The following is an 18,494-nucleotide window of genomic DNA, read 5'->3' on the forward strand; positions in this document are numbered from 1 at the left end:
GTTCTTGGATTAATGGAGAAGTATGCAACCGACTCTCGCTCCGACAAGGTAAATCTGGGCGTTGGCATCTACTACGACGAAGGCGGCATGGTTCCCGTACCTCCATCGGTTCGTACAGCACAGGAACGTGTGTTTGCTGCGAACAAGCCAACCTCGTACCTGCCGATGGAAGGTGACTCGGCATACCGCGCACACGTTGGCAGCCTGTTATTCGGTGAACACTTCCAAGCCTTGAGCGACTCTCTCGCGGTCGTGCAGTCACTCCGTGGCAGCGGTGCGTTGAGAATTGGCGCAGATTTCTTGAAAAAACATTTCCCGGCCAGCTCGGTGTACGTAACCAATCCCACGTGGGACAACCATATTGGCATCTTTGAAGCGGCTGGCTTCTCGGTCGGGCGTTATCGCTAATAAGACCCGACCACGAAAGGCCTGAATTTCGAAGGCCTGCTCGCGGATTTGCGGCACTTCAATCCTAAAGACATTGTTTTACTGCACCCATGCTGCCACAACCCGACCGGCGTGGACCCGGACAGCGAGCAATGGAGACAAATCCTCTACCTGATAGAGGAAGTGGACCTGATCCCTTTCGTTGATATCGCATAGCAAGGTTTTGCTGAGAGCCTGGAGGCCGATCCTTTCGTCGTGCGTGATCTCGCTCTGATGATGACCGAAGTAACCTGCGACACCTTCCTCACTCAATTGAGGATGTTCCTTCGAGACTTGCCAAAGGGCACAACCGCGGAACTGACCGAGTTCGCTGTCGCGTATTGGGATGGCCACCGAGTGGTGGGTCTCTATTTGCGCGAGGATGGGAGCAATCGGCTGGACGAAGACTTTGAACTTGACGAGAGCGCTTGGGAAAACTGGCGAGACGAACTCACGGGCTGGCTGCCCCGAAGTTTTGTGAGCGCTCCGAACTGAAGGAATGGCGCAAAGAGACACCACCGTTCGACTCGTAGTGGCTTTGTGGTTACCGGCTCGCCAGGCGGCCGGTGCTATGGGAGCGTTGCTTGAGGCGACTGTCCGCCGCGAGCTGCCCTATCCCGCGTCACCGAGCATTGTGCCCGTGCATCGGGGCGCACCACATCGGCAAGCGTAGGCTGCACGCATCTCCTCGGACACGGAGCCTTCCGTGGCGAGTCCATATGCGATGAACAGTTCCGCGCCTGCTCCGATGTCAGTGATCGCTTCAATGTATACCCTTCCGTCAGTCTCAACCGCCTCGCAGTTCGCCTCGCATGCGTGATTCAACCAGCGCGCACTATTTCCACCCAGAGAACCGTCGATCACGCGCCCGTCGGATAAGCCGAACAGGAACGTGTGTCCCTCCTCGCCATACTGGCGATGACGACTCACCGCGCGCTTCCAGCTCATAACCGTGCCGGTGTACTCAAACAAGCGTTCGCCGGCACACAGCGGGCGTAAAGCGAACACGCCGCGACCGTGTACTCGCGAGCGGCGAACCGAAACTCTTCTCATCGTTGGATTGAGACTTTGATGGTAGACCGGCCCGAGCCGGAGGGGAATGGTGAAGCTGGTGTCAGCGATATCGTACGCCACACCCCCCGCGGTTTCAAAAAGACGCGGAAGAAGTGATGCTCTGCGCTTGACTTGGCGAACGGCCAGGTAGAATTGGACCTTCACCCTGAAAGGAGTCTGGAACGATGGCGCGATACAAGGAACTGCTGGAGCAGAAAAAAGAGTTGGAAAAGCGGATCGAGGAGGCTCGACAGGTGGAGGCAGCGGCCGCCCTGGAGGACGTGCGCAAGATCGTCACCGCTTTCGGTTTCTCGCCAGAAGAGATCTTTGGCAAGCGACGCAAGGGTGCGGGCCAGGCGACGGCTGCGAAGTACCGGAATCCCGAAACGGGCGACACCTGGAGCGGTCGTGGACGACCACCGCAATGGATGAAGGGAAACGATCCCGAACGCTTCCGCATTGCAGAATGACGACTGCTGTGGACCTTATGCTCGCGTGCGCTGCACGAAGCGGCGAACGCGCACGGACGGAATGTCTGCAAGCGAAGGCGTACGCGGACGGCGTCGGGAACACCCCTTCTCACTATAGACGGGTTGGCGAATCGGAGATTCGCCTGCTGGAGTGGTGACGTCAATTCAGTATATAAGGTGCGCCAAATATGGATATCCCGACTTCGTGGACGACTGAGCCGCATGCGGCGTATCTGGACTGGCAGGCAACCGAAGCGGCGGGGGCGGACCGTCGCCGCTTTTCCCAACGATCGATCATCCAGCACAAGGCGATGTTTGACCGCTTCTTGAGGCATCTTTCACAACGGCCAACGACTTTGGCCGCGTTCGGAGCGGAGCATCTCGAGTCCTTCTTCGCCGACGTCGACAATCGCTGTGCCCCGGGTACCACCACGCGCCTTCGCTACCTCAAACTCATCGATCGGCTCTGCCGGCACCTTGTCGCCGTTGGCGTCCGACAAAGCAACCCAGCGGCGGCGTTTGCAGTGATCGCAGCGTGGCCGGATGACGAACCAGTCCCCCTGTTTCTTGATCCTGCCGCGGATATCGCCCTGCAGGCGCACGTCCAGCCGGACGCCGGCGACGACGCCCGCGCCACCCGCAACCGGGCCGTTGTTGCGCTTTTCCTTGGCGCAGGTATAACTGCTGCAGAGCTGCGAGCTACGCGCGGAGGTGAATTCCTTCTCGACACCGTGCGGCCGCACCTTCGCGTGCCCAAACACGGCCCGCGCCTCGAGCGCATTGTCGCGCTGCCCGCTTTCTGTACACCCGCGCTGGCCGCCTGGCACCAGCATCGCCCAGCATCTACGGAAGCGTTACTCTTTCCGGCGCCGCGGACCGCCGACAAGCCGACCAATGACGTTCTGCTCGGTGCAATAGTCCGCGGGGCACTCGACGCGATCGGCTTCGCAGCGCCAGACATGAGTCCACGCGTGTTGCGCAATACCTTCGCGCGGCGGCACCTGCTTGCTGGACGGACCAACGAAGAAGTGAGCCGGTTCCTTGGACTCGCCAGCCAGCGCACTGCCGTTCGCTTGCGTGCGACCCTGCCCGTTGGCGTGTAGGCGACTCCGTGCGCGTCATTGGGCGGCTTGACTTTGATTAGCACTCCGTAGGCTGGTATTGCCAGTTCATTTGAATCGGTGCAACCATCCATCGGAGCCTCTCATGAGTTACCAGGGAAGTTTTCACGACATCGTCTATCCGGACGAAACCGGATCACCGTGTGTCCTGCGATACCGGATCGCTTTCACCAATGCGCCCCATCTGCTGGCGGTGGTCCATCTGCAGCAAACCGAGCCGTCGTTCGCAAGTCCCGTTTCATCACTCACCGTCCGTGATCAAATCCTCAACCGCATTGTCGACGAACGTCTTGCAGGCGTCCCCATTGGCGCGATTCGCGTCGCGGTCGAAGATAGTACGGGCGTGTTCGGGTTCGACCTTGAGTTCGATCTGCACGACTACATCCAGCGGGGGCGACCATACGACTCCTCGCCGGTGATAGCGGGCGGCGGCCGCTTCAGGGAAGAAATCTCGATCAGCTCGGATCGAATCGTCGGTGGTAGTGTGCGAATCCACACGGCACACGCGTCGCCCGAGCCACTATCAGCCGAAGTCGCGGCAGCGCTCGCCTAATCAGGAATGGTAGGGCGCGGCCACGCGCAGGAAGAGTATCGACGGCGCGCCTGGAGAGCGCGCCGTTTTTCTGCGGCTTTCTCCGGGATGAACGCCGGCGTATCGACGGACACTAGTCGACAGCGCGGCTTGACTGTTCGCGCTCTTCGATACGCTTGAACCATCCCGACGATCATGCAAACAAGGTCCAGACATGCTTAACCCAACGAACGAGCAGATTGCCGCGATCGACGCCGCAGCCAGCGGCGCACCCGTGAAGTTGAAGGCCTACGCCGGGGCCACAAAGACATCGACCCTTACAATGATCGCCGAACGCCTCGCGGATCGCCGGGGAAAATACCTTGCGTTCAACAAGGACATCGTTGCCGACGCCAGGCGGAAGTTTCCTGCTAACGTCTCGACCCAGACGTGGCACTCGCTCGCCTACTCGGCGACTGATCGGGCGATCACGGCCCGGCTGAATCTGGCCAAGGAGCCACCCCATCATCTGGCCAGCCGCTACGGCCTGTCGGCGATCAAAGTTCCGACGGTGATCGGTAAATCGGTCGAGTTGTCGCCGTTTCAGATTGGGCGTATGGTGGCCGACGGCAGCGCGAGGTTTTGCCGTTCCGCGCAAGCCGCACCTGAGGCCTGGCACATTCCGGTCGACGAGAAGATCGAGCAGGCCGCAGCGGAGGAGCTGCGCTCCATGCTACTGCCCCATGTAGTTCGGCATTGGGATGAAAGTGCCGATCCAAGAGGACGTACGGCCATCACGCCGGACGTCTATCTGAAATTGTGGGAGCGCTCGCGGCCGAACATCCCGGCCGACTTCATCCTGATTGATGAGGCCCAGGATAGCGATGGCCTGATGCTATCGGTCCTACGTCGGCAACAACACGCGCAGGTGATATACGCCGGCGACCCTTATCAGCAGATCTACGAGTGGCGTGGTGCCGTCAACGCTATGGAGCACATTCAGGCACACGAATGTCCGCTAACAATGTCCTTCCGTTTCGGGCGCACCTTTGCGGCGCTGGCGTCGCGGATCCTCCAGCTGCTTGGTGAGAATGTGCCTGTGCGCGGCCGGCCCGGAATCGCATCAGTCCTCGTTGAGGACCCAGACGCCCGACCCGACGTGGACGCAGTGCTATGCCGCAAGAACGTGACAGTCGTAGGCGTGCTCGCAAACGGACTAACAGCCGGGCACAAGGTGGCGCTGCGTGCAAATATCGAGGAGATCATCGCGTTTGCGGACGGCGCCGATCGGCTGATGCATGGTCAACGGGCGTATAAGCCGACGTCGCTGACGCTCTTCGAATCCTGGGCCGACGTTCAGGAGTATGCACGCGGGCACGCCGGACGTGATCTTCTGCCGATCGTGCAGCTAATAGACAATCATGGAACAGACTACCTGCGGGATCTGCTCTCTCGCGTATCGACCGAGAAGGACGCTGACTACGTCGTGTCCACGGTGCACCGTGCCAAGGGGCTCGAATGGGACCGGGTTAAGGTGACTGGCGATTTTCGCTTCAGAACAGAGGACGACGGCCGTACGACGCTCGCGGAAGATGAAACGCGGCTGCTGTATGTCGCACTGACCCGGGCCCGTCGTTTGCTGGATGTTTCAGAGTTGAAGTGCGAAATGCTCAGGGTGTTCAAGGACTCAGTCCCGGATCTGCGGTGAGCGTGGCCGCGCAAAGCACGCCGGCGCCGACGGCACGCGCCGCTTCTCCGTTGCATCTTTCTACTTGGCCTCGGTTGCGACTGGCACCGCCGGGAGCACTTTAACCGAAAACACTTGGTAGCTGTAGCGATCTTCGTCGGTGATTGGACGCTTGATTGCCGAGATAAGGAGCGGACTCTTGGACTGAGCATCGCTCACCGTCAATCCATCCGGCGTGACCCAACGTATCCAATGCACATGTCCCTGTGACTTCTCGCCGGCGAGCCGGCTTCCGCGTGGGATCAAGACACGTTTGGTCTGAGGGTCCTTTACGTCCGCAACCACTATGCAAGAAACAAGGCCATCGGTCTCCATTAGCTGCAAGGTCGCAACTTCGCTCGAACAATCGAAGTTGTTGGCAATAACAGCGTGCTCGCCCTTGACCGGGGATTTTGCGTGAACAGATATGGCAAAGGCCAACAGAGCCGTGTTGAGTAAAAACAAAGTTGTATAGTGGCAAAAATAAAGTTGTATAGCGCCACGAGCCGCGTCATTTCATGCCGTACCACGCGCCGCGCCCACTTCCGTACGACTCCAGGTGCCCTCTTTCGACCAGATCACGGAAGTGTTGCTTCAAGGTGTTGCGACTGCTACCGGTGAGCCTCATAGCCTCGGCCATTGTGATTCGTCCATGCTCGCGGGCGAACTCAACGATTTGTAAAGACAACTCGGGCAGAGACGCCAGCACGATTCTTTCGCGTTCGACTTTCTTCTCAAGTCGTCGCACCTGTTCGGCAAGCGAGCGAAGGAAGAACATCAGCCACGGCTGCCAGTTCGGCTCATCGCTGCGAATTGTCCCCTGTGTCTGGCGCAAGGCCAGATAGTAGCCTTCCTTGTTCGCCTCGATCACGCTTTCCAGCGAGCTATACGGCACATAGGCGTATCCGGCCTGAAGCAGCAGCAAGGTCGTCAGCACGCGACTAAGCCGCCCATTCCCATCCTGGAATGGATGGATTTCTAAAAACACGACCACAAAAATAGCAACGATCAGCAACGGGTGCAGCTGCGCTTTTTCGCGCTCATCGCTAACCCACGACACGAGTTCGCTCATCAGGCGGGGCGTATTAAAGGGCGTAGCCGTTTCAAAAACGACGCCGATCTGCCTGCCGTTTTCGTCGAAAGCAGCAACGCTGTTGGAACCCGTCTTGTAGTTGCCCCGGTGCCATTCGTCCTTCTGGCTGTGCTGGAGAAGGACTTGATGAAGTTGCTTGATGTGATTCTCGTTGAACGGAATTTCGTGCCATGAACTGAACATCAAGTCCATGAGCTCGGCATATCCCGCCACTTCCTGTTCGTCTCTCGTTTCGAACTTCTGGATGGCCAAGTTCGACAGCAATCGTTCGACTTCGCGGTCAGATAGCTTGCTACCTTCGATGCGGGTTGATGAGCCGATGCTCTCGATGGTCGCTACCCGTCGCAGGGACGACAACCGGTCTGGCGCAAGCGTGCCCAAGGCACGCCAAGCGCCTTTGAATTCGTCGATCCGGGCAACCAGGCCCAAGACCTCCGGCGTGATTTGAAGGGTTTCGGTTCTGAACATGAACCAATGATACACCCATTTACACCCATTTATGGCAGGGCAAAACGGGCGTAAATGGGTGTGAGAATGGTGCTTAGCATCGTTCAGCTACCGGCGGCTCCGCGGGCGTCAAACCGGTCGGCTCGCGCTTCGTGCTCCGCAACTTCGAACAGCCGCCACGCAAATCGCACTCCGTTTTTCGACGGTTTTCCCTTAAAAATCAACGCAACCACTATACAACTCACTCCCACGGCGTCCGCCGCTCGACGGAAAAGCGCTTATGAATCAGCGGTAGCGCTATACAACTTTATTTTGTCTCATCAAGCCCGCGCCTTGATTCAACTGGCTTATCCATGTCCGCTTTTCCGATCAATGAGCGCAGATGAAGCAGAACGCCGAAACAGGCTCTGTTGGGGCCGAGCGTGCACCTAACGCCAAGACGAATTGACCCGCCAACAGCAGCGCCACCGCGAGAGCGAGATACACCATACCCCGCATTGTTGGGCCGCCTTCTTCACGCGCAATGCGGCCAATCGCGGATTGCCGAAATGGCTCACTCATTGCAACGCGGAAATCGACAACGAACAGCATTATGGCGAACAGTCCGAGGATGGCCGCAACCGCAGGCAATCCCGAGTAAAACGCGAGCGCGGCGCATGCGACAACGAGCCAACAGAGCAACTTCCATGTCCAACAGGTCTTTCCCATCTTCGGACCTCCTTATCGCTTTCCTTCGTGGTCCGCGCGACTTGCGCGAGCACTTTTTTAATCAGGATTTCATGGAGTCGATCCGGGAGTAGATCTTGTCGATCTCGCTCTGATAGGCGCTGTTTTCTTCCTCGTTCGCATCCATCTCTGACGACAGCATGTTGGCACGCGCGTTCAACTGCTCGATGGTCATGTTATCGACCGACAGCGGCGCGTAGGCTTTGAGGAATTCTTCGGTGGTAGCATCGCCGTCGGCGTCGCCAGAATAGTGGACGCGATTACCGCTGACCGAATTGACCGTCACTTCCCCGCGAAAATCCGGGTCGAGGCTCACATAAGTCACGCCTCGGGTGACATTCTGGGCTACTGGAATCAAACCAGACATGGGCGTCCCTGATCACCGACAATTATGTTTGTAAAAACTGGTCCATACAAATCAATCAGATAGCGTTGGCCATCCCGCGCATGATGTTTGTGAATTTCACGGTTTCCACAGCACGACTCGACAAATATGTTTGTGAAAATGCGACGTCACCAAGCGGGTTGCCTCCGCCCTGATCGGCGCCCAGCAAGGGCACAGCACGTTGACAGGAACAGACACGGGTCGCGCGATTTCACATACATGGCGTGCTTTTAGCAAACATATTTGTAAATTCACAAACATAATTGTTGTCGATCAGTCCCCGGCTCTGCGATCTTGTTTTCGTGCGTCATGTTATCTTTTCCGTCCTGTTAGCTTGCTGCGGCCATCGTGCGCCAGATGATCCCGCCTTCTTCGCGGCCCGCGAGGTAAGCATCGGCCTGCGCAGTCCCAACCTTGAACGGGATCGCCGGGAGTGCGCTGCCCGCCATACGGGCGACCAGAACATCGCGCGCACCCTGCTTGTACTCAGCGCTGCGCGGGTCGCGGCCCTCGAAGAACGCTTTTTCCATCAAATCGTCTACGGTCTGCATTTGCTTTTCCCCCTGTTAAACCGCAGCCGGCCAGTTTATGAAATTTTCTGCGTTGGCAACTTTATTTCGAAGCATCGAACGCCAAAGCATTTGCTTACGCGCCTCCGGAATCTCTACCCACGGTTGCAGCACTATTCCCGCTTTTTCATAGTCTCCATGGGCTCGCATCGCAGCGTAGTTTTCAGCAATCGTCACAATGTGCACCGACTCGTATTCGATAAGCGTTCGAACAAACTCGCCCGGATCGCTGCGCTGCTCTTGGCCGTGCCGGTTGACCAGTTCCGTTAGCGTTGTCTGGATGCGGCGGTAATGCTCCAGTCGCAACCCTGTTCCGTCTCCAGATACCGCCGAAACGGAGACTTGCCCCGTAAAATGTCTGACGCGACGCTTGACGCTTTCAGCCATGACATGCGTGTACCACGCTCGCGCTCTACTAGCCGTGACGTTCGGTCGGCCTGCGAGCCACATGACTTCTTCGTAGATCGAGACCAGCGCCGCCCGAAGGTCATCCGGCAGTTTTTCATTCAATGCTGTCACCTGCGCTGAGTCCTTTTCCTAGTCGTTGTTACGTGACAAACTACCGGCAAACCGGTGCTTGCATCGCACGAGCGTTCACCTGCGCCGAGACAAGGGTTCGATACACATCGATCGCTTGGGCTGCATTCTTGTACGACTCGTCGGCGAGATTGTATAAGTCGATCTCGCGCGCACATCCCATCCCCAGCACCGCTCCTGATTGGCACTTCTGCACCACCGCCAACGCATCCGAGCGCTCCTGACCCGCGTTCGTTAAATTGCGGCCCAGCGCTGATGGGTCGAAATTCTGCGTCATCGCAGCAATACGGGCGTCCGATTCAGCACGCTGCTGTGCACCGACACAGCCGCCAGTAACTTGTGCTTGGGCGTGCGAAAGGGCAAGAAACATCACACACCCAAGCCATCGCGAGCTGAGTTTCATCAGGTTCCCCCTCTGGCAGAGTGCCGCGTTTTTCCTAGGCGATGAGTACTTCAGCTGGAATCTTCAACTCTCGATTCAGACGGCGAATCATGGCAAGGCTTAGCCCGCGTTTCCGATTGAGCACTTCGTACACTCTGTTCAGGTTGCCAAGATACGGCTGCATGTCGCTGGCAGACAGTCCGGCCTGCTCCATGCGGAACTTGATGGCCTCAATGGGATCGGGAAGATCGAGCGGAAAGTGCTCAGCTTCATAACGCTCCACCAGGGTGGCCAACACCTCCAATCGGTCTCCTTCCGGAGTGCCGGCAGCCGGGTCGGCGTCGACCAGGCCAGATACTGTCTGCAAGGCTTCTTTGTAATCGTGTTCGTTGTGAATTGGACGGATTTCCATCTTGGTCACTCCAGTTCTACGGTTTCAGCATCAATCCTGTCGTACTCACCATGCGTTCCGACGAACTTGATGTAGACGACCCCGATGCGATACGCGACCGCAACAATCAGCCTGTAGTCGTTTCCCTTGATGTTGAATACCACCCGGTTCCGCCCGACAAAGCTCGCGGTCGAATATCTGGCCTTAATGTCCTGCGGCGTCATCCACACAGCCTTCATGGCTTCTTCATGCCAAGCCAGCAGCGACTGTCGAGCGATCGGATGCCTTTCGCAGAACGCGAGGAGGACTTTTTTCGCAATGATTCGCATCGATACATATTAGTCCCATTTTGGGACTAATACAAGTGTCGGTCCTAAATCACGGTCAGGTCACTTCGGCTCACCCAAAATGCCTTTTGGGTCGTGCGAGGCCGCCACTCACGCGCAACGTTAATATCGGCACCGTCTGTTGATTCCTTGAGCGCGTAACACATGCCATTTCGACATCTGTTCCGAGAAGGGTTTGCGAAGGAATGACCAAAAATCACTTCGCGCTCCACATGAACCTCGCGTTTCCATCGGAAAACACAGCCCCTTGCACTCATACAACGCCTGCCGCCCAAAAAAATAGCCCACACGTTCCGAAGAACGCGTGGGCTGGGTTGAGACTGTTGGTCAGGGAAAGAAAGCCGACTGTTATCGGCCGGATTGTCGGGTGCCACGGAAAGTGAAAACTGTGCCAGGTAAGTGAAAAACTACTGCCACAGTTCATGCAAAAATCCGGGCGACCAACACTGTTTGCGCGGACTCGGCCGTCCACAAGTGGCGCTTGTCGACCCACAAGAGACCTTCGGCGTTTGTGAAAGCGGACCTTCAGCGAGCTAGCTCCGCGAACGAACCCGCCGGCAGCTCGGCAGTCGCTGAAAAGATTATTAGTAATTTGAGGGTTGTAACATGCGTGAATGTCCCCCATATCAGGCGTACGCGCGTTCGTTGTGCAAACCAATGGGTGGTTCACCGTCGCACGCCCGTATGTCGCCGGTCGCCGACAATAACATGAGGTGAAGATGACGATTGCATTGCAACTCCGCAGCAAGGACACGTTGAGCTGCAAGCTCGATGGTACCGTCATTGCATTCATTCCTGAAGATAACCTTCCAGGGATCGAGACGGCTCTGATCAACTCCTACCTGTTGGAGCAGTTGCGAGACGTGCTCGCGAGCATTCCGCACAAGATCAATCTAATGGACGACTCTTACGAAGCCGTCAACGGCGCTACCTGGTAAAGGGGGCGGCGTCTACATCGAGGTGGGCATTACGGGGAACCGTAGCCCTCTTTCTTCCGCGGCAGCGCTGCCCGCGCGGATTGCACCGGTCCTTCTGTTCTCACTGTTGCTCGGCTTCCGCGGCGCAGCAGTCCGTGGGTGCACTAACAAGCGAGTGCGGATACCCCATATTTGTTGAAGTGATCTGCCGGGTCCGCCTACTCTCCTTCGCAATAGAACGTGTGCGCCCGATTGTCGGCGATTCGCGCCAGTATGTCGAACGGTGGCCGCTGGCCCCACAGAGACAGATGTCGCTTGCCGCCGATCGACCGAAACTCCGACTCGCCCAGCAACGACCATTCAAATGGCGCATTCCCGTCTTCATACCCTACGAACACGGCTGATTACTGTCTAAACCCTTTATCCCGTGCTCGGCAAGCAAGAGCCAAAAGTCCACGCTCTCTCGTACGCCCTCGGACATCTCCACCTTTGCATCTGGCCACAGTGATCCAATCCCGACGATAGCTTTGGCGAGGAACGGCATGGAATGTTGCAACGGGAGCGCGAGTAATTGCAGTGCGCCTGGGTCGCCGGCATGGGCCAACTCCAATTGGCTCAGCGCGAATGGTGTTGTGTGTACGTACTGAGACAGCAACATCTCTACGCCGTTGTAGTAATCGTGATCGATCGCGCTGGCAGCATTGCGGTCCTTTTGGCTTCGAAGGTACGCGGGAGCCTTTTCAATACCAATCTTTCCACTCATTTCCTTCGATAGGGCAGTGTAGAAAGCATGGGCGGTAACCATGCTGTACAAGGTTTTCACGTCGGCCCGGATTTCTTCCACTGCCGGACCAGCCGTTCCGTTGTTCTCTAGCATTTTCAGGCGATGTTGCTTGCCATGCAGCTCCCACAACAAAATCCGGAACTCACGTTCGGACGGAGAGACGGAGTCGAGGCTGATGTACGCCAATGCGTCAAATGCCTCGATCAAAGTCCGGGCGACAACACACGCAGAGCCAATATCCCAAAGTTCAAGTGGCGCGGAGGGATGGAGCGTAGGAGAAAGACGTCGCAGACTGATCGCATGACACAGCAATTTCGTAAAGATAGTCTCGGCGTACGACAGGTGTTTCTCGACGACGGCGCGTCCGACCAGACGGCTGGAGATCGCACAGGCATGAGCTAGGATTGCGTCGTATTCGCCTAAGATTGCACGGTAACGATCCGGGGACATTAGGACGGTGTTCATTGTCGGGCAGCATAGGGGAAGAAAAAATGCTCGAGGCAGCAGGCAATCCACGACTCTGTAATGCGACGGGAAGGAGAACAACGTCAAGGGGCAACGGCTCTTCCTTTTTTGTACGACTGGTTCGGCACGTCGGGCAGCGCTTCCACCATGTTGCCGATTGTCAACGATTCCAGAGGCCGTGTCGAACGTCTCAATCTGGCCGCGTGCTGCCCGATGCGGTCGGCATACGTCGGCCGCAATATTCCTTGGCCACCGTCGGCGGGCGTGCGTTGAAGGCCTCATATCAAGAGCGAAGTGACGACTTTATTTCGCGTCCGGCGAACCCATACTGAGTATGGCTCACCACGCTATCGGGGCGCACGAAGTCCCGAGTTGACGACTTTATAGTCGCAACGTTGACATCTTTAATGTGTTCTACGAGCGCGGCGCTGGCCTTGTGCATCTGCCGGTAGACAAGCGGGCGGCTCACGCCGTGTCGGGCGGCCAGGGTGCTGACCGGTTCGGTGCCTGCCAGGGCCCGCACGGCGATCATCTTGCGCTCGTTGGCGGCAAGCTTCACGATTGCAGCGCAGGCGGATAGCTTCATGGGGGTACCGCGATGAAAAATGGGGCACCATTATCTCGCGCCGCGCAATTCGATACCTCGTGTGTAACGCCTGTTTGAACCACGCCCAGAGTTGAGAGGTTGACCACAGGAGCGTGAAGCTCCTAAATGTCGGGACATTCAACTAGGCGGGGGTATTGGCGTGACCACGACCAGCAAAACACAATCTTCGAACGAGATCGGAAACTTGCAGATTCTCGGTGCAGCGTATGGCCGTCTCGACGTGACCAAGCTGGTCATCGGTAGAGTGAACCGGAACTCGACACCCCAATCACTGCGGCGAGTAACACCATTTTTCTTAACGGGTGGCCCCACAACGACAAGGCACTAACGGTCTTTTACCGATATGGGGACTCCGGGTTGATCGGTAGTGTGCATGCGAAAGAATACGGGGAGCCGCTGAATATCCGCCAACCGGCGAAGATATCTCCTTGAATAACAACTCGTGCGACGGTCTAGGCACCACGCGTTCATCATGCGACGCGGCATCCGCGCCGGCGCCCGGCGGTGTCTAGCCGGGAATCGGAAACTCCGATTGACCGATCGTTTCAATCAACCCGTAAATTTCACGCAGACTGGCGACAGTCTGCGTGACGATAAGCGTTTTTGCATCGGGCAATGATTCGAAGCTCACGCCGTCCATTTTCCTGAATCTTAATAGACGATAATGAAGGAAGTCAACAATGAAATTGCTGATATAAATATAATTCCCTTCGACAGGATCGATGCCAAGCGCGAGGAGGTAATAGAACAGCCTAGTTGAATTATTCAGTCTCGCATTCGTTTCAAGAAAAAAAATTCCACTGTCAGTCAACCCAAAATCGACGCCTATTTCACCGACATACCCCATGTCGCGATAGTGGCGGACGAGCCGTCTCGCATGCTCTTTTGCGTCATTCAACAATGGGTGAGGAATCTCCTTCATGTTCCCCCAGTGCGTTGACGGAATATTACGTTCAATAGCAGAAAAATTTACTAGCTGGACAGTGGTGAGGTGCTCTACTACATCGCTCGATAGTTTGAATGCTGTATTGTAGTATGTTACAGGAATAGTGCGAAAATCATGATATTCCTGGATCTGAAAACCACTTGCCCCTTCTCCAATTCGCGCACATTCTGAGACGATGTAGTCATTGAAATCTTTCCCGCCGCGAGAGAGAAAGAATCTACGCCGCTTATCCTCTAGGATCACGCGGTCATTCGCCGATTTAAGCAGATAGGATTTCTCGCTGTCTAAGCACGGTCCGATTTCCCGGAAAAAATCATCGATATCGTCAAATGAATAACCAACTAGGGTTGGGATATCCAAGGACTCGCAGATTTTTTGAAATTCATTCTTGTTTGAAATCAATTGCTGAAGAACTGGTTTGCTTATGGATTTATGCATAGTCGCCACACATGACCAAGATTGAGATGGGAGTTTGATGGAGATTGTTCAGCGGACCGTGTCCAGCCTAGAACCGAACGAGCGATGGATGAGGATCATAACCACAAGCACGAGACCCACGAGGACGGCCTGAACGATCGTCAGGATTCGCAGCGACGTCGTCGAGGGGAATAACGTCACCAGATATCCTGACAAGGGTATCGTAAGTTGAACAATTGAGATCATTGCGCCAATCGTTGACGGAAAATCCGCCTCCCTGATATACCGAACTCGTTCTGCCCGGATGTACACGGTCGTAATGCTCTGGGCAACGAAGAATGTGCCAAAGCTCACGGTCAATAACAGAATATTGGTACTGATGGCGAATCCTGCACAGGAAAGCGGCATACCTAACAACGCGAAAGGAAACAATCTTTTCAATGCAGTTTCCGTGTTATCCGTTAATCTTGGAAGGACATACAGAAATAATATTGTAGCGGTAGCTGTTATGATTTCGATATACGATAACATGGCTGCGCTGTACCCGAGGTTGGTAACCACGATTTTTGGCAGAATCGTTAATAACGTCCCCTCAAGAAAATTACCTGCCATCATCATGACCGTCATTGACCGCAGTTGGCCTGTCGAAAATATCGCGATAGCAGCCGAGAGTACTTCCCCGCCAATTGAAGCCAAACCCTTTCCCTTGCGGCAAGCCACAATATCCATTCGCAGACACAGGATAGCGAGATTCGTGAGAAAAAGGGCCGCCGCCAGTATGCAGCTCAAACTGAACGGAAGCTTCAGCAAGGCGAATCCACCGAGCGCCGGTCCCAGAACCCTCGTTGAGCGATCTATTGTCTGTATGTGAGTCTGAAAAGTGGCTCGGCGTCGGGAATCCTTGAGGGTGCTCCCTACGAACTCAAGATTGATAAACGAGCACCCATTCAAAATTGAGAGGAAGCTCGCAGCCACAAGGATAACCGGTATGCTGCGCGAATATCCCAGCAGAATGATGCAAAGGACAGCCTTGCATGAACTGATCGTAATGATTTGCTTTCTGAAGGGAAACTTGGCGATTGTCGCTCCGAGAAACGGTTGCAAGAGCACACGTGGTAACCACTGTGTGAGCGTCAGCAGACCCAAGAGCCGGACATCTTTCGCTTCAATGTAGATATAAACCGGGACCAAAAAAAGCAGAAATTTGTCAGAAAGGACTTCCATGAATCTCGCGACAAGAAATCCGCCAAGCGCTTTTCTCGACGGGTGTCCCAATGAGGGCATGGATTTTGACAATTTAGTAGAAATTCCGTTGGCAGCGGTGGTCGGGACGAACAAACACTTCAGCAAACGCAGATGGCGATCTCACGCCGATTCCCCCTCGCCTCGACAAATGGATTTACACCGGGATCGTTTTGCAGAATCTGATTGACGCCAGAACCGTGACCCGAAGCGGACGTCAATGTCCCGATTCCGGACCACGCCAGTCAGCTAGAGACGACAACGAGCGCGCGGGATTACGCAGTCACTTGTGACTTCCCTCCAGCTTCAATGACAAGCTCGCGGATGCGTACCCGTGAAGGCGACGAGACGAGCCAGCCAATCGCCGCCGAGATGTCATCGGGCTGCAACAAGTCGTCCGAGGGCTTTGTGCATCCGCCGGCCTTTGCCATGGGAGTATTCACCCAGCCTGGGCAGATCGACGTCACCCGGATGTCGGAGTTCAGACTTTTGACATAAAGGGCATCGAAGTACCGGATGGTGGACGCCTTCGATGCTCCGTAAACACCCTTGTCAGAGAACGCCAGAACGCCGGCCCGTGACGCGATATTGATGATGTAGCCTCCCTTACCGTTTTCCATCAACGGGAGAATCCCTCTGGCCAGATACATTGGCGCTATTGTGTTCACCGCAAACACTTCATCCAGCTCGTGCTCGTCAAAGGTTTCTGTCGAGTTGCTGGTCACGCCAGCAGCCGAGACAAAGACCTCGGGAGCCTTGAATGATTCGAGATGCGTGAGCAAGAGCGCAACTTCCTGCCGGTTCGCAAGGTCCGCCCGATAGACAAAGCACGGATGAGTGTCCCCGAAGCGGTTGTTGATGTCATCTGCGACCGTTCCGAGATCCCGAAGGGAACGTCCCACAATGAGCGTTGCGTAACCAAGCCCGGCAAGCGTTTTCGCACAACATCCCCCAATGCCACCTGAGGCACCAGTGACCAGTGCCAAGGGAGCATCGAAGGATCGTTGAATGCATTGGAACTCATTCGTTGTTTGCGTGGAGCGCATCATTTATCCCTCCCCAGCCATGTTCACTGGTCGGAAGTGCTTCTACAACCCCGGTCTGGCTGTTCCGTCTAAAGAGCACGTTATCCCGGCCAGACAGGTTTCGGGCATAGTCGACGGAACCATCCGGTAACCGCACCTTGGTACCTGCAGTGACATAGAGTCCAGCTTCTACGATACAGTTGTCGCCCAGAGAAATTCCAATACCCGCGTTCGCTCCCAGGAGAGAGCCGTTGCCGATCGAATTTGTTCTTTTGCCGCCACCTGACAGCGTTCCCATGATCGATGAGCCGGCACCGACATCGCTCCCTTCTCCGACCGTGACACCCGGAGTAACCCGTCCTTCAACCATCGCCTTTCCAAGGGTGCCCGCGTTAAAGTTGACGAATCCCTCGTGCATGACCGTCGTTCCTTCAGACAGAAAAGCACCGAATCGGACCCGGTCCGCATCGCCAATGCGCACACCACTCGGCATGACGTAGTCGACCATCCGCGGAAATTTGTCTACCGACAACACGATAAGATGGTGAAACTCCGACGCGACCAACGTGCGGAGTTTCGTAACCCACTGCGGAAAAACAGGTCCCGCAGTAGTCCAGGCAATAGCCGGCAACATCTCGAAAATCCCGTCCAGCCGCATGCTGTTTGGCTTCATCACTCTGGCCGACAGAAGATGCAGCCTCAGATATGCATCCTCGGTACTTTGAATCGCGTCGGTCACAACGTCGACCTCGATATCGAAGAATTCGCTTCGTATCAGCTCGTACTTTTCTGCCAGACACCCGCGTCGTGCGCCATCCTCGTCCGGGTAGCAGGCGTCGATTGTTTTGCCTGTCGCGACGTCAACGTACCGTTGACCGCTCTTTCTGATGATTGCACTATCGCCCACTCTTGAATCTCCCTTTATCCTGGTACATTGATTACCGCAGCGTCCGTCAAATCGAAACTATCGCCTTCGCTTCGTCCTCGCGTCATGCGCTCCACCAAGAGCGCATCATCGCCACCCGCTTTCGAAGCATTGATTGCAGCGAATCGCGACCCTGCTTCGATGAAGCGTAGCACGAACGCCCGGCGCGTCTTCATTGCTCCCGGCAGCAACGCGTTACTCCGATGGAAAACGTTCTTGTCGAAGATGATGGCGTCGCCAGGTGCGAGCGCGAAAGAGACGCCCTCGCTGTCGAAGAGATTTCTGGTGAATCCGGAAATATAGATGGAGTCGCTAAATAAATGAGGAAATTTATCCTGCATATACGGGAACAATTTCTTGAATTTCTTTTGCTCGTCGTTACGATATTTGGGCCCGAGTAGCGTTTTGTATAAAGCGGGAATCTTGTAGCGGCCCTCGACAAGCGACCTGGTTACCGTCGCTTGCAGGTTGAAGAACTCCCGACCGGAGAACGATGCGGTCGAGAGAAGCGTCAGACCACCATCCTGATCGGTCGGATCGATAGGATCCAACGTTACCCAGATTGAAAACGCCTTGTCAGTCGGGTAGATGTATTTAAAGCTTGTAATATCCAGATGCCAATCGAACCCACCCAGTTCCGCGTCCGTTTCGAAAATGACGCCATCCGTGAAGGCACTGTCGCCGTATCCGAGCGATCCAATCATGGAAGCGAAGGTATCATGCCGAATCATGCTTTTGACAGCATGATCATCGATGGCGGTGTTATAAGTGTTCTTTTTTATCGTATCGAATGTCGTCCCGTTTTCGGTCTTTGCGATAATGGACTTGAAATGCTCAACCATCGGGGATGGAATCAATCCCTTGATCGCACAGAAACCGTGATTTTTAAAAAAATCGGCGTCCACTTCCGGACTGGATCCGACGTAGGAGCTGGCTTCCGCGATCTTTTCACTTTCGAGCAACATGATTCTCTCCAGATTGG

At 55.7% G+C, this 18,494-nt stretch carries 23 protein-coding genes and 1 pseudogene; 7 read left to right on the forward strand and 17 right to left on the reverse strand.

Going from position 1 to position 18,494, the window contains the following annotated elements; translation table 11 throughout:
* The first annotated feature begins 12 nt into the window (after positions 1–12).
* Positions 13–603: pseudogene (locus PQR40_RS36035) on the forward strand (aminotransferase class I/II-fold pyridoxal phosphate-dependent enzyme).
* Positions 604–660: 57 nt separating this feature from the next.
* The gene (locus PQR40_RS36040) at positions 661–921 is read left to right on the forward strand and encodes a hypothetical protein (RefSeq protein ID WP_408511031.1); all 261 of its coding nucleotides are present in this window, start codon (positions 661–663) and stop codon (positions 919–921) included.
* A gap of 117 nt (positions 922–1,038) precedes the next feature.
* Here the strand turns inward: PQR40_RS36040 and PQR40_RS36045 are convergent, their stop codons facing one another.
* Complete coding sequence (locus PQR40_RS36045; protein ID WP_408511059.1) at positions 1,039–1,479, reverse strand: SET domain-containing protein; 441 nt, start codon at positions 1,477–1,479, stop codon at positions 1,039–1,041.
* 185 nt (positions 1,480–1,664) lie between these two features.
* On the opposite strand from PQR40_RS36045, the gene PQR40_RS36050 reads away from it, so the two are divergent.
* On the forward strand, positions 1,665–1,949 hold the full coding sequence (locus PQR40_RS36050) for an H-NS histone family protein (protein ID WP_408232140.1): 285 nt from the start codon (positions 1,665–1,667) through the stop codon (positions 1,947–1,949).
* A 338-nt stretch (positions 1,950–2,287) separates the two neighbouring features.
* On the opposite strand, the gene PQR40_RS36055 is transcribed toward PQR40_RS36050, so the two are convergent.
* Entirely contained in the window at positions 2,288–2,710 is a 423-nt protein-coding gene (locus PQR40_RS36055; RefSeq protein WP_408511032.1) for a hypothetical protein, read from the reverse strand.
* Here PQR40_RS36055 and PQR40_RS36060 point away from each other — a divergent pair.
* From PQR40_RS36060 to PQR40_RS36070, 3 genes are all read left to right on the forward strand, one after another.
* On the forward strand, positions 2,699–3,052 hold the full coding sequence (locus PQR40_RS36060; RefSeq protein ID WP_408511033.1) for a site-specific integrase: 354 nt from the start codon (positions 2,699–2,701) through the stop codon (positions 3,050–3,052). The two genes, PQR40_RS36055 and PQR40_RS36060, sit on opposite strands and share 12 nt — an antisense overlap.
* A gap of 103 nt (positions 3,053–3,155) precedes the next feature.
* A complete protein-coding gene (locus tag PQR40_RS36065; RefSeq protein WP_408511034.1) occupies positions 3,156–3,623 on the forward strand; it encodes a hypothetical protein in 468 nt (155 codons plus the stop codon).
* A gap of 193 nt (positions 3,624–3,816) precedes the next feature.
* Positions 3,817–5,289, forward strand: coding sequence for a 3'-5' exonuclease (locus PQR40_RS36070; protein ID WP_408511035.1), 1,473 nt, complete (start codon positions 3,817–3,819; stop codon positions 5,287–5,289).
* 60 nt (positions 5,290–5,349) lie between these two features.
* Here the strand turns inward: PQR40_RS36070 and PQR40_RS36075 are convergent, their stop codons facing one another.
* The 8 genes from PQR40_RS36075 to PQR40_RS36110 form a co-directional block, all read right to left on the reverse strand.
* Positions 5,350–5,772, reverse strand: a complete 423-nt coding sequence (locus PQR40_RS36075) for a TraB/TrbI/VirB10 family type IV secretion system protein (protein WP_408511036.1) — start codon at positions 5,770–5,772, stop codon at positions 5,350–5,352.
* A gap of 46 nt (positions 5,773–5,818) precedes the next feature.
* Positions 5,819–6,868 (reverse strand): Fic family protein, encoded by a 1,050-nt coding sequence (locus PQR40_RS36080; RefSeq protein ID WP_408232128.1) that lies wholly within the window; start codon positions 6,866–6,868, stop codon positions 5,819–5,821.
* A gap of 748 nt (positions 6,869–7,616) precedes the next feature.
* On the reverse strand, positions 7,617–7,940 hold the full coding sequence (locus PQR40_RS36085) for a hypothetical protein (RefSeq protein WP_408511037.1): 324 nt from the start codon (positions 7,938–7,940) through the stop codon (positions 7,617–7,619).
* A 347-nt stretch (positions 7,941–8,287) separates the two neighbouring features.
* On the reverse strand, positions 8,288–8,509 hold the full coding sequence (locus PQR40_RS36090) for a hypothetical protein (protein WP_408340834.1): 222 nt from the start codon (positions 8,507–8,509) through the stop codon (positions 8,288–8,290).
* Between the two features lie 15 nt (positions 8,510–8,524).
* A complete protein-coding gene (locus PQR40_RS36095) occupies positions 8,525–9,037 on the reverse strand; it encodes a hypothetical protein (protein WP_408511038.1) in 513 nt (170 codons plus the stop codon).
* A gap of 49 nt (positions 9,038–9,086) precedes the next feature.
* The gene (locus PQR40_RS36100) at positions 9,087–9,467 is read right to left on the reverse strand and encodes a hypothetical protein (protein WP_408511039.1); all 381 of its coding nucleotides are present in this window, start codon (positions 9,465–9,467) and stop codon (positions 9,087–9,089) included.
* Positions 9,468–9,501: 34 nt separating this feature from the next.
* Entirely contained in the window at positions 9,502–9,858 is a 357-nt protein-coding gene (locus PQR40_RS36105; RefSeq protein ID WP_408340829.1) for a helix-turn-helix domain-containing protein, read from the reverse strand.
* Positions 9,859–9,863: 5 nt separating this feature from the next.
* On the reverse strand, positions 9,864–10,166 hold the full coding sequence (locus PQR40_RS36110) for a type II toxin-antitoxin system HigB family toxin (protein ID WP_408511040.1): 303 nt from the start codon (positions 10,164–10,166) through the stop codon (positions 9,864–9,866).
* Between the two features lie 737 nt (positions 10,167–10,903).
* On the opposite strand from PQR40_RS36110, the gene PQR40_RS36115 reads away from it, so the two are divergent.
* Entirely contained in the window at positions 10,904–11,122 is a 219-nt protein-coding gene (locus PQR40_RS36115; protein WP_408511041.1) for a hypothetical protein, read from the forward strand.
* 367 nt (positions 11,123–11,489) lie between these two features.
* Here the strand turns inward: PQR40_RS36115 and PQR40_RS36120 are convergent, their stop codons facing one another.
* The 7 genes from PQR40_RS36120 to PQR40_RS36150 all read right to left on the reverse strand — a co-directional run bounded on the left by PQR40_RS36120 (position 11,490) and on the right by PQR40_RS36150 (position 18,477).
* The gene (locus tag PQR40_RS36120) at positions 11,490–12,350 is read right to left on the reverse strand and encodes a hypothetical protein (RefSeq protein ID WP_408511042.1); all 861 of its coding nucleotides are present in this window, start codon (positions 12,348–12,350) and stop codon (positions 11,490–11,492) included.
* 283 nt (positions 12,351–12,633) lie between these two features.
* The gene (locus PQR40_RS36125; protein ID WP_408511043.1) at positions 12,634–12,936 is read right to left on the reverse strand and encodes a hypothetical protein; all 303 of its coding nucleotides are present in this window, start codon (positions 12,934–12,936) and stop codon (positions 12,634–12,636) included.
* 529 nt (positions 12,937–13,465) lie between these two features.
* Positions 13,466–14,341 (reverse strand): ATP-grasp domain-containing protein, encoded by an 876-nt coding sequence (locus tag PQR40_RS36130; protein WP_408511044.1) that lies wholly within the window; start codon positions 14,339–14,341, stop codon positions 13,466–13,468.
* Between the two features lie 48 nt (positions 14,342–14,389).
* Positions 14,390–15,604: an MFS transporter gene (locus PQR40_RS36135; protein WP_408511060.1), complete on the reverse strand. Its 1,215-nt coding sequence runs from the start codon at positions 15,602–15,604 to the stop codon at positions 14,390–14,392.
* Positions 15,605–15,837: 233 nt separating this feature from the next.
* Positions 15,838–16,611, reverse strand: coding sequence for an SDR family NAD(P)-dependent oxidoreductase (locus PQR40_RS36140; protein WP_408511045.1), 774 nt, complete (start codon positions 16,609–16,611; stop codon positions 15,838–15,840).
* On the reverse strand, positions 16,583–17,494 hold the full coding sequence (locus PQR40_RS36145) for a DapH/DapD/GlmU-related protein (protein ID WP_408511046.1): 912 nt from the start codon (positions 17,492–17,494) through the stop codon (positions 16,583–16,585). The genes PQR40_RS36140 and PQR40_RS36145 overlap by 29 nt, the downstream gene beginning before the upstream one ends.
* A 14-nt stretch (positions 17,495–17,508) precedes the next feature.
* A complete protein-coding gene (locus tag PQR40_RS36150; RefSeq protein ID WP_408511047.1) occupies positions 17,509–18,477 on the reverse strand; it encodes a phytanoyl-CoA dioxygenase family protein in 969 nt (322 codons plus the stop codon).
* Positions 18,478–18,494 lie beyond the last annotated feature (17 nt).

Source organism: Paraburkholderia sediminicola (genome assembly GCF_046026855.1).
Lineage (GTDB): Bacteria > Pseudomonadota > Gammaproteobacteria > Burkholderiales > Burkholderiaceae > Paraburkholderia > Paraburkholderia sediminicola_A.

Coding starts and splice junctions, on each gene's coding strand:
- PQR40_RS36050 (WP_408232140.1), top strand. CDS start 1,665: ATGGCGCGATACAAGGAACTGCTGGAGCAGAAAAAAGAGTTGGAAAAG.
- PQR40_RS36080 (WP_408232128.1), bottom strand. CDS start 6,868: ATGTTCAGAACCGAAACCCTTCAAATCACGCCGGAGGTCTTGGGCCTG.
- PQR40_RS36100 (WP_408511039.1), bottom strand. CDS start 9,467: ATGAAACTCAGCTCGCGATGGCTTGGGTGTGTGATGTTTCTTGCCCTT.
- PQR40_RS36135 (WP_408511060.1), bottom strand. CDS start 15,604: ATGCCCTCATTGGGACACCCGTCGAGAAAAGCGCTTGGCGGATTTCTT.
- PQR40_RS36105 (WP_408340829.1), bottom strand. CDS start 9,858: ATGGAAATCCGTCCAATTCACAACGAACACGATTACAAAGAAGCCTTG.
- PQR40_RS36150 (WP_408511047.1), bottom strand. CDS start 18,477: ATGTTGCTCGAAAGTGAAAAGATCGCGGAAGCCAGCTCCTACGTCGGA.
- PQR40_RS36070 (WP_408511035.1), top strand. CDS start 3,817: ATGCTTAACCCAACGAACGAGCAGATTGCCGCGATCGACGCCGCAGCC.
- PQR40_RS36110 (WP_408511040.1), bottom strand. CDS start 10,166: ATGCGAATCATTGCGAAAAAAGTCCTCCTCGCGTTCTGCGAAAGGCAT.
- PQR40_RS36115 (WP_408511041.1), top strand. CDS start 10,904: ATGACGATTGCATTGCAACTCCGCAGCAAGGACACGTTGAGCTGCAAG.
- PQR40_RS36085 (WP_408511037.1), bottom strand. CDS start 7,940: ATGTCTGGTTTGATTCCAGTAGCCCAGAATGTCACCCGAGGCGTGACT.
- PQR40_RS36130 (WP_408511044.1), bottom strand. CDS start 14,341: ATGCATAAATCCATAAGCAAACCAGTTCTTCAGCAATTGATTTCAAAC.
- PQR40_RS36040 (WP_408511031.1), top strand. CDS start 661: ATGATGACCGAAGTAACCTGCGACACCTTCCTCACTCAATTGAGGATG.
- PQR40_RS36125 (WP_408511043.1), bottom strand. CDS start 12,936: ATGAAGCTATCCGCCTGCGCTGCAATCGTGAAGCTTGCCGCCAACGAG.
- PQR40_RS36045 (WP_408511059.1), bottom strand. CDS start 1,479: ATGAGAAGAGTTTCGGTTCGCCGCTCGCGAGTACACGGTCGCGGCGTG.
- PQR40_RS36140 (WP_408511045.1), bottom strand. CDS start 16,611: ATGATGCGCTCCACGCAAACAACGAATGAGTTCCAATGCATTCAACGA.
- PQR40_RS36120 (WP_408511042.1), bottom strand. CDS start 12,350: ATGAACACCGTCCTAATGTCCCCGGATCGTTACCGTGCAATCTTAGGC.
- PQR40_RS36090 (WP_408340834.1), bottom strand. CDS start 8,509: ATGCAGACCGTAGACGATTTGATGGAAAAAGCGTTCTTCGAGGGCCGC.
- PQR40_RS36065 (WP_408511034.1), top strand. CDS start 3,156: ATGAGTTACCAGGGAAGTTTTCACGACATCGTCTATCCGGACGAAACC.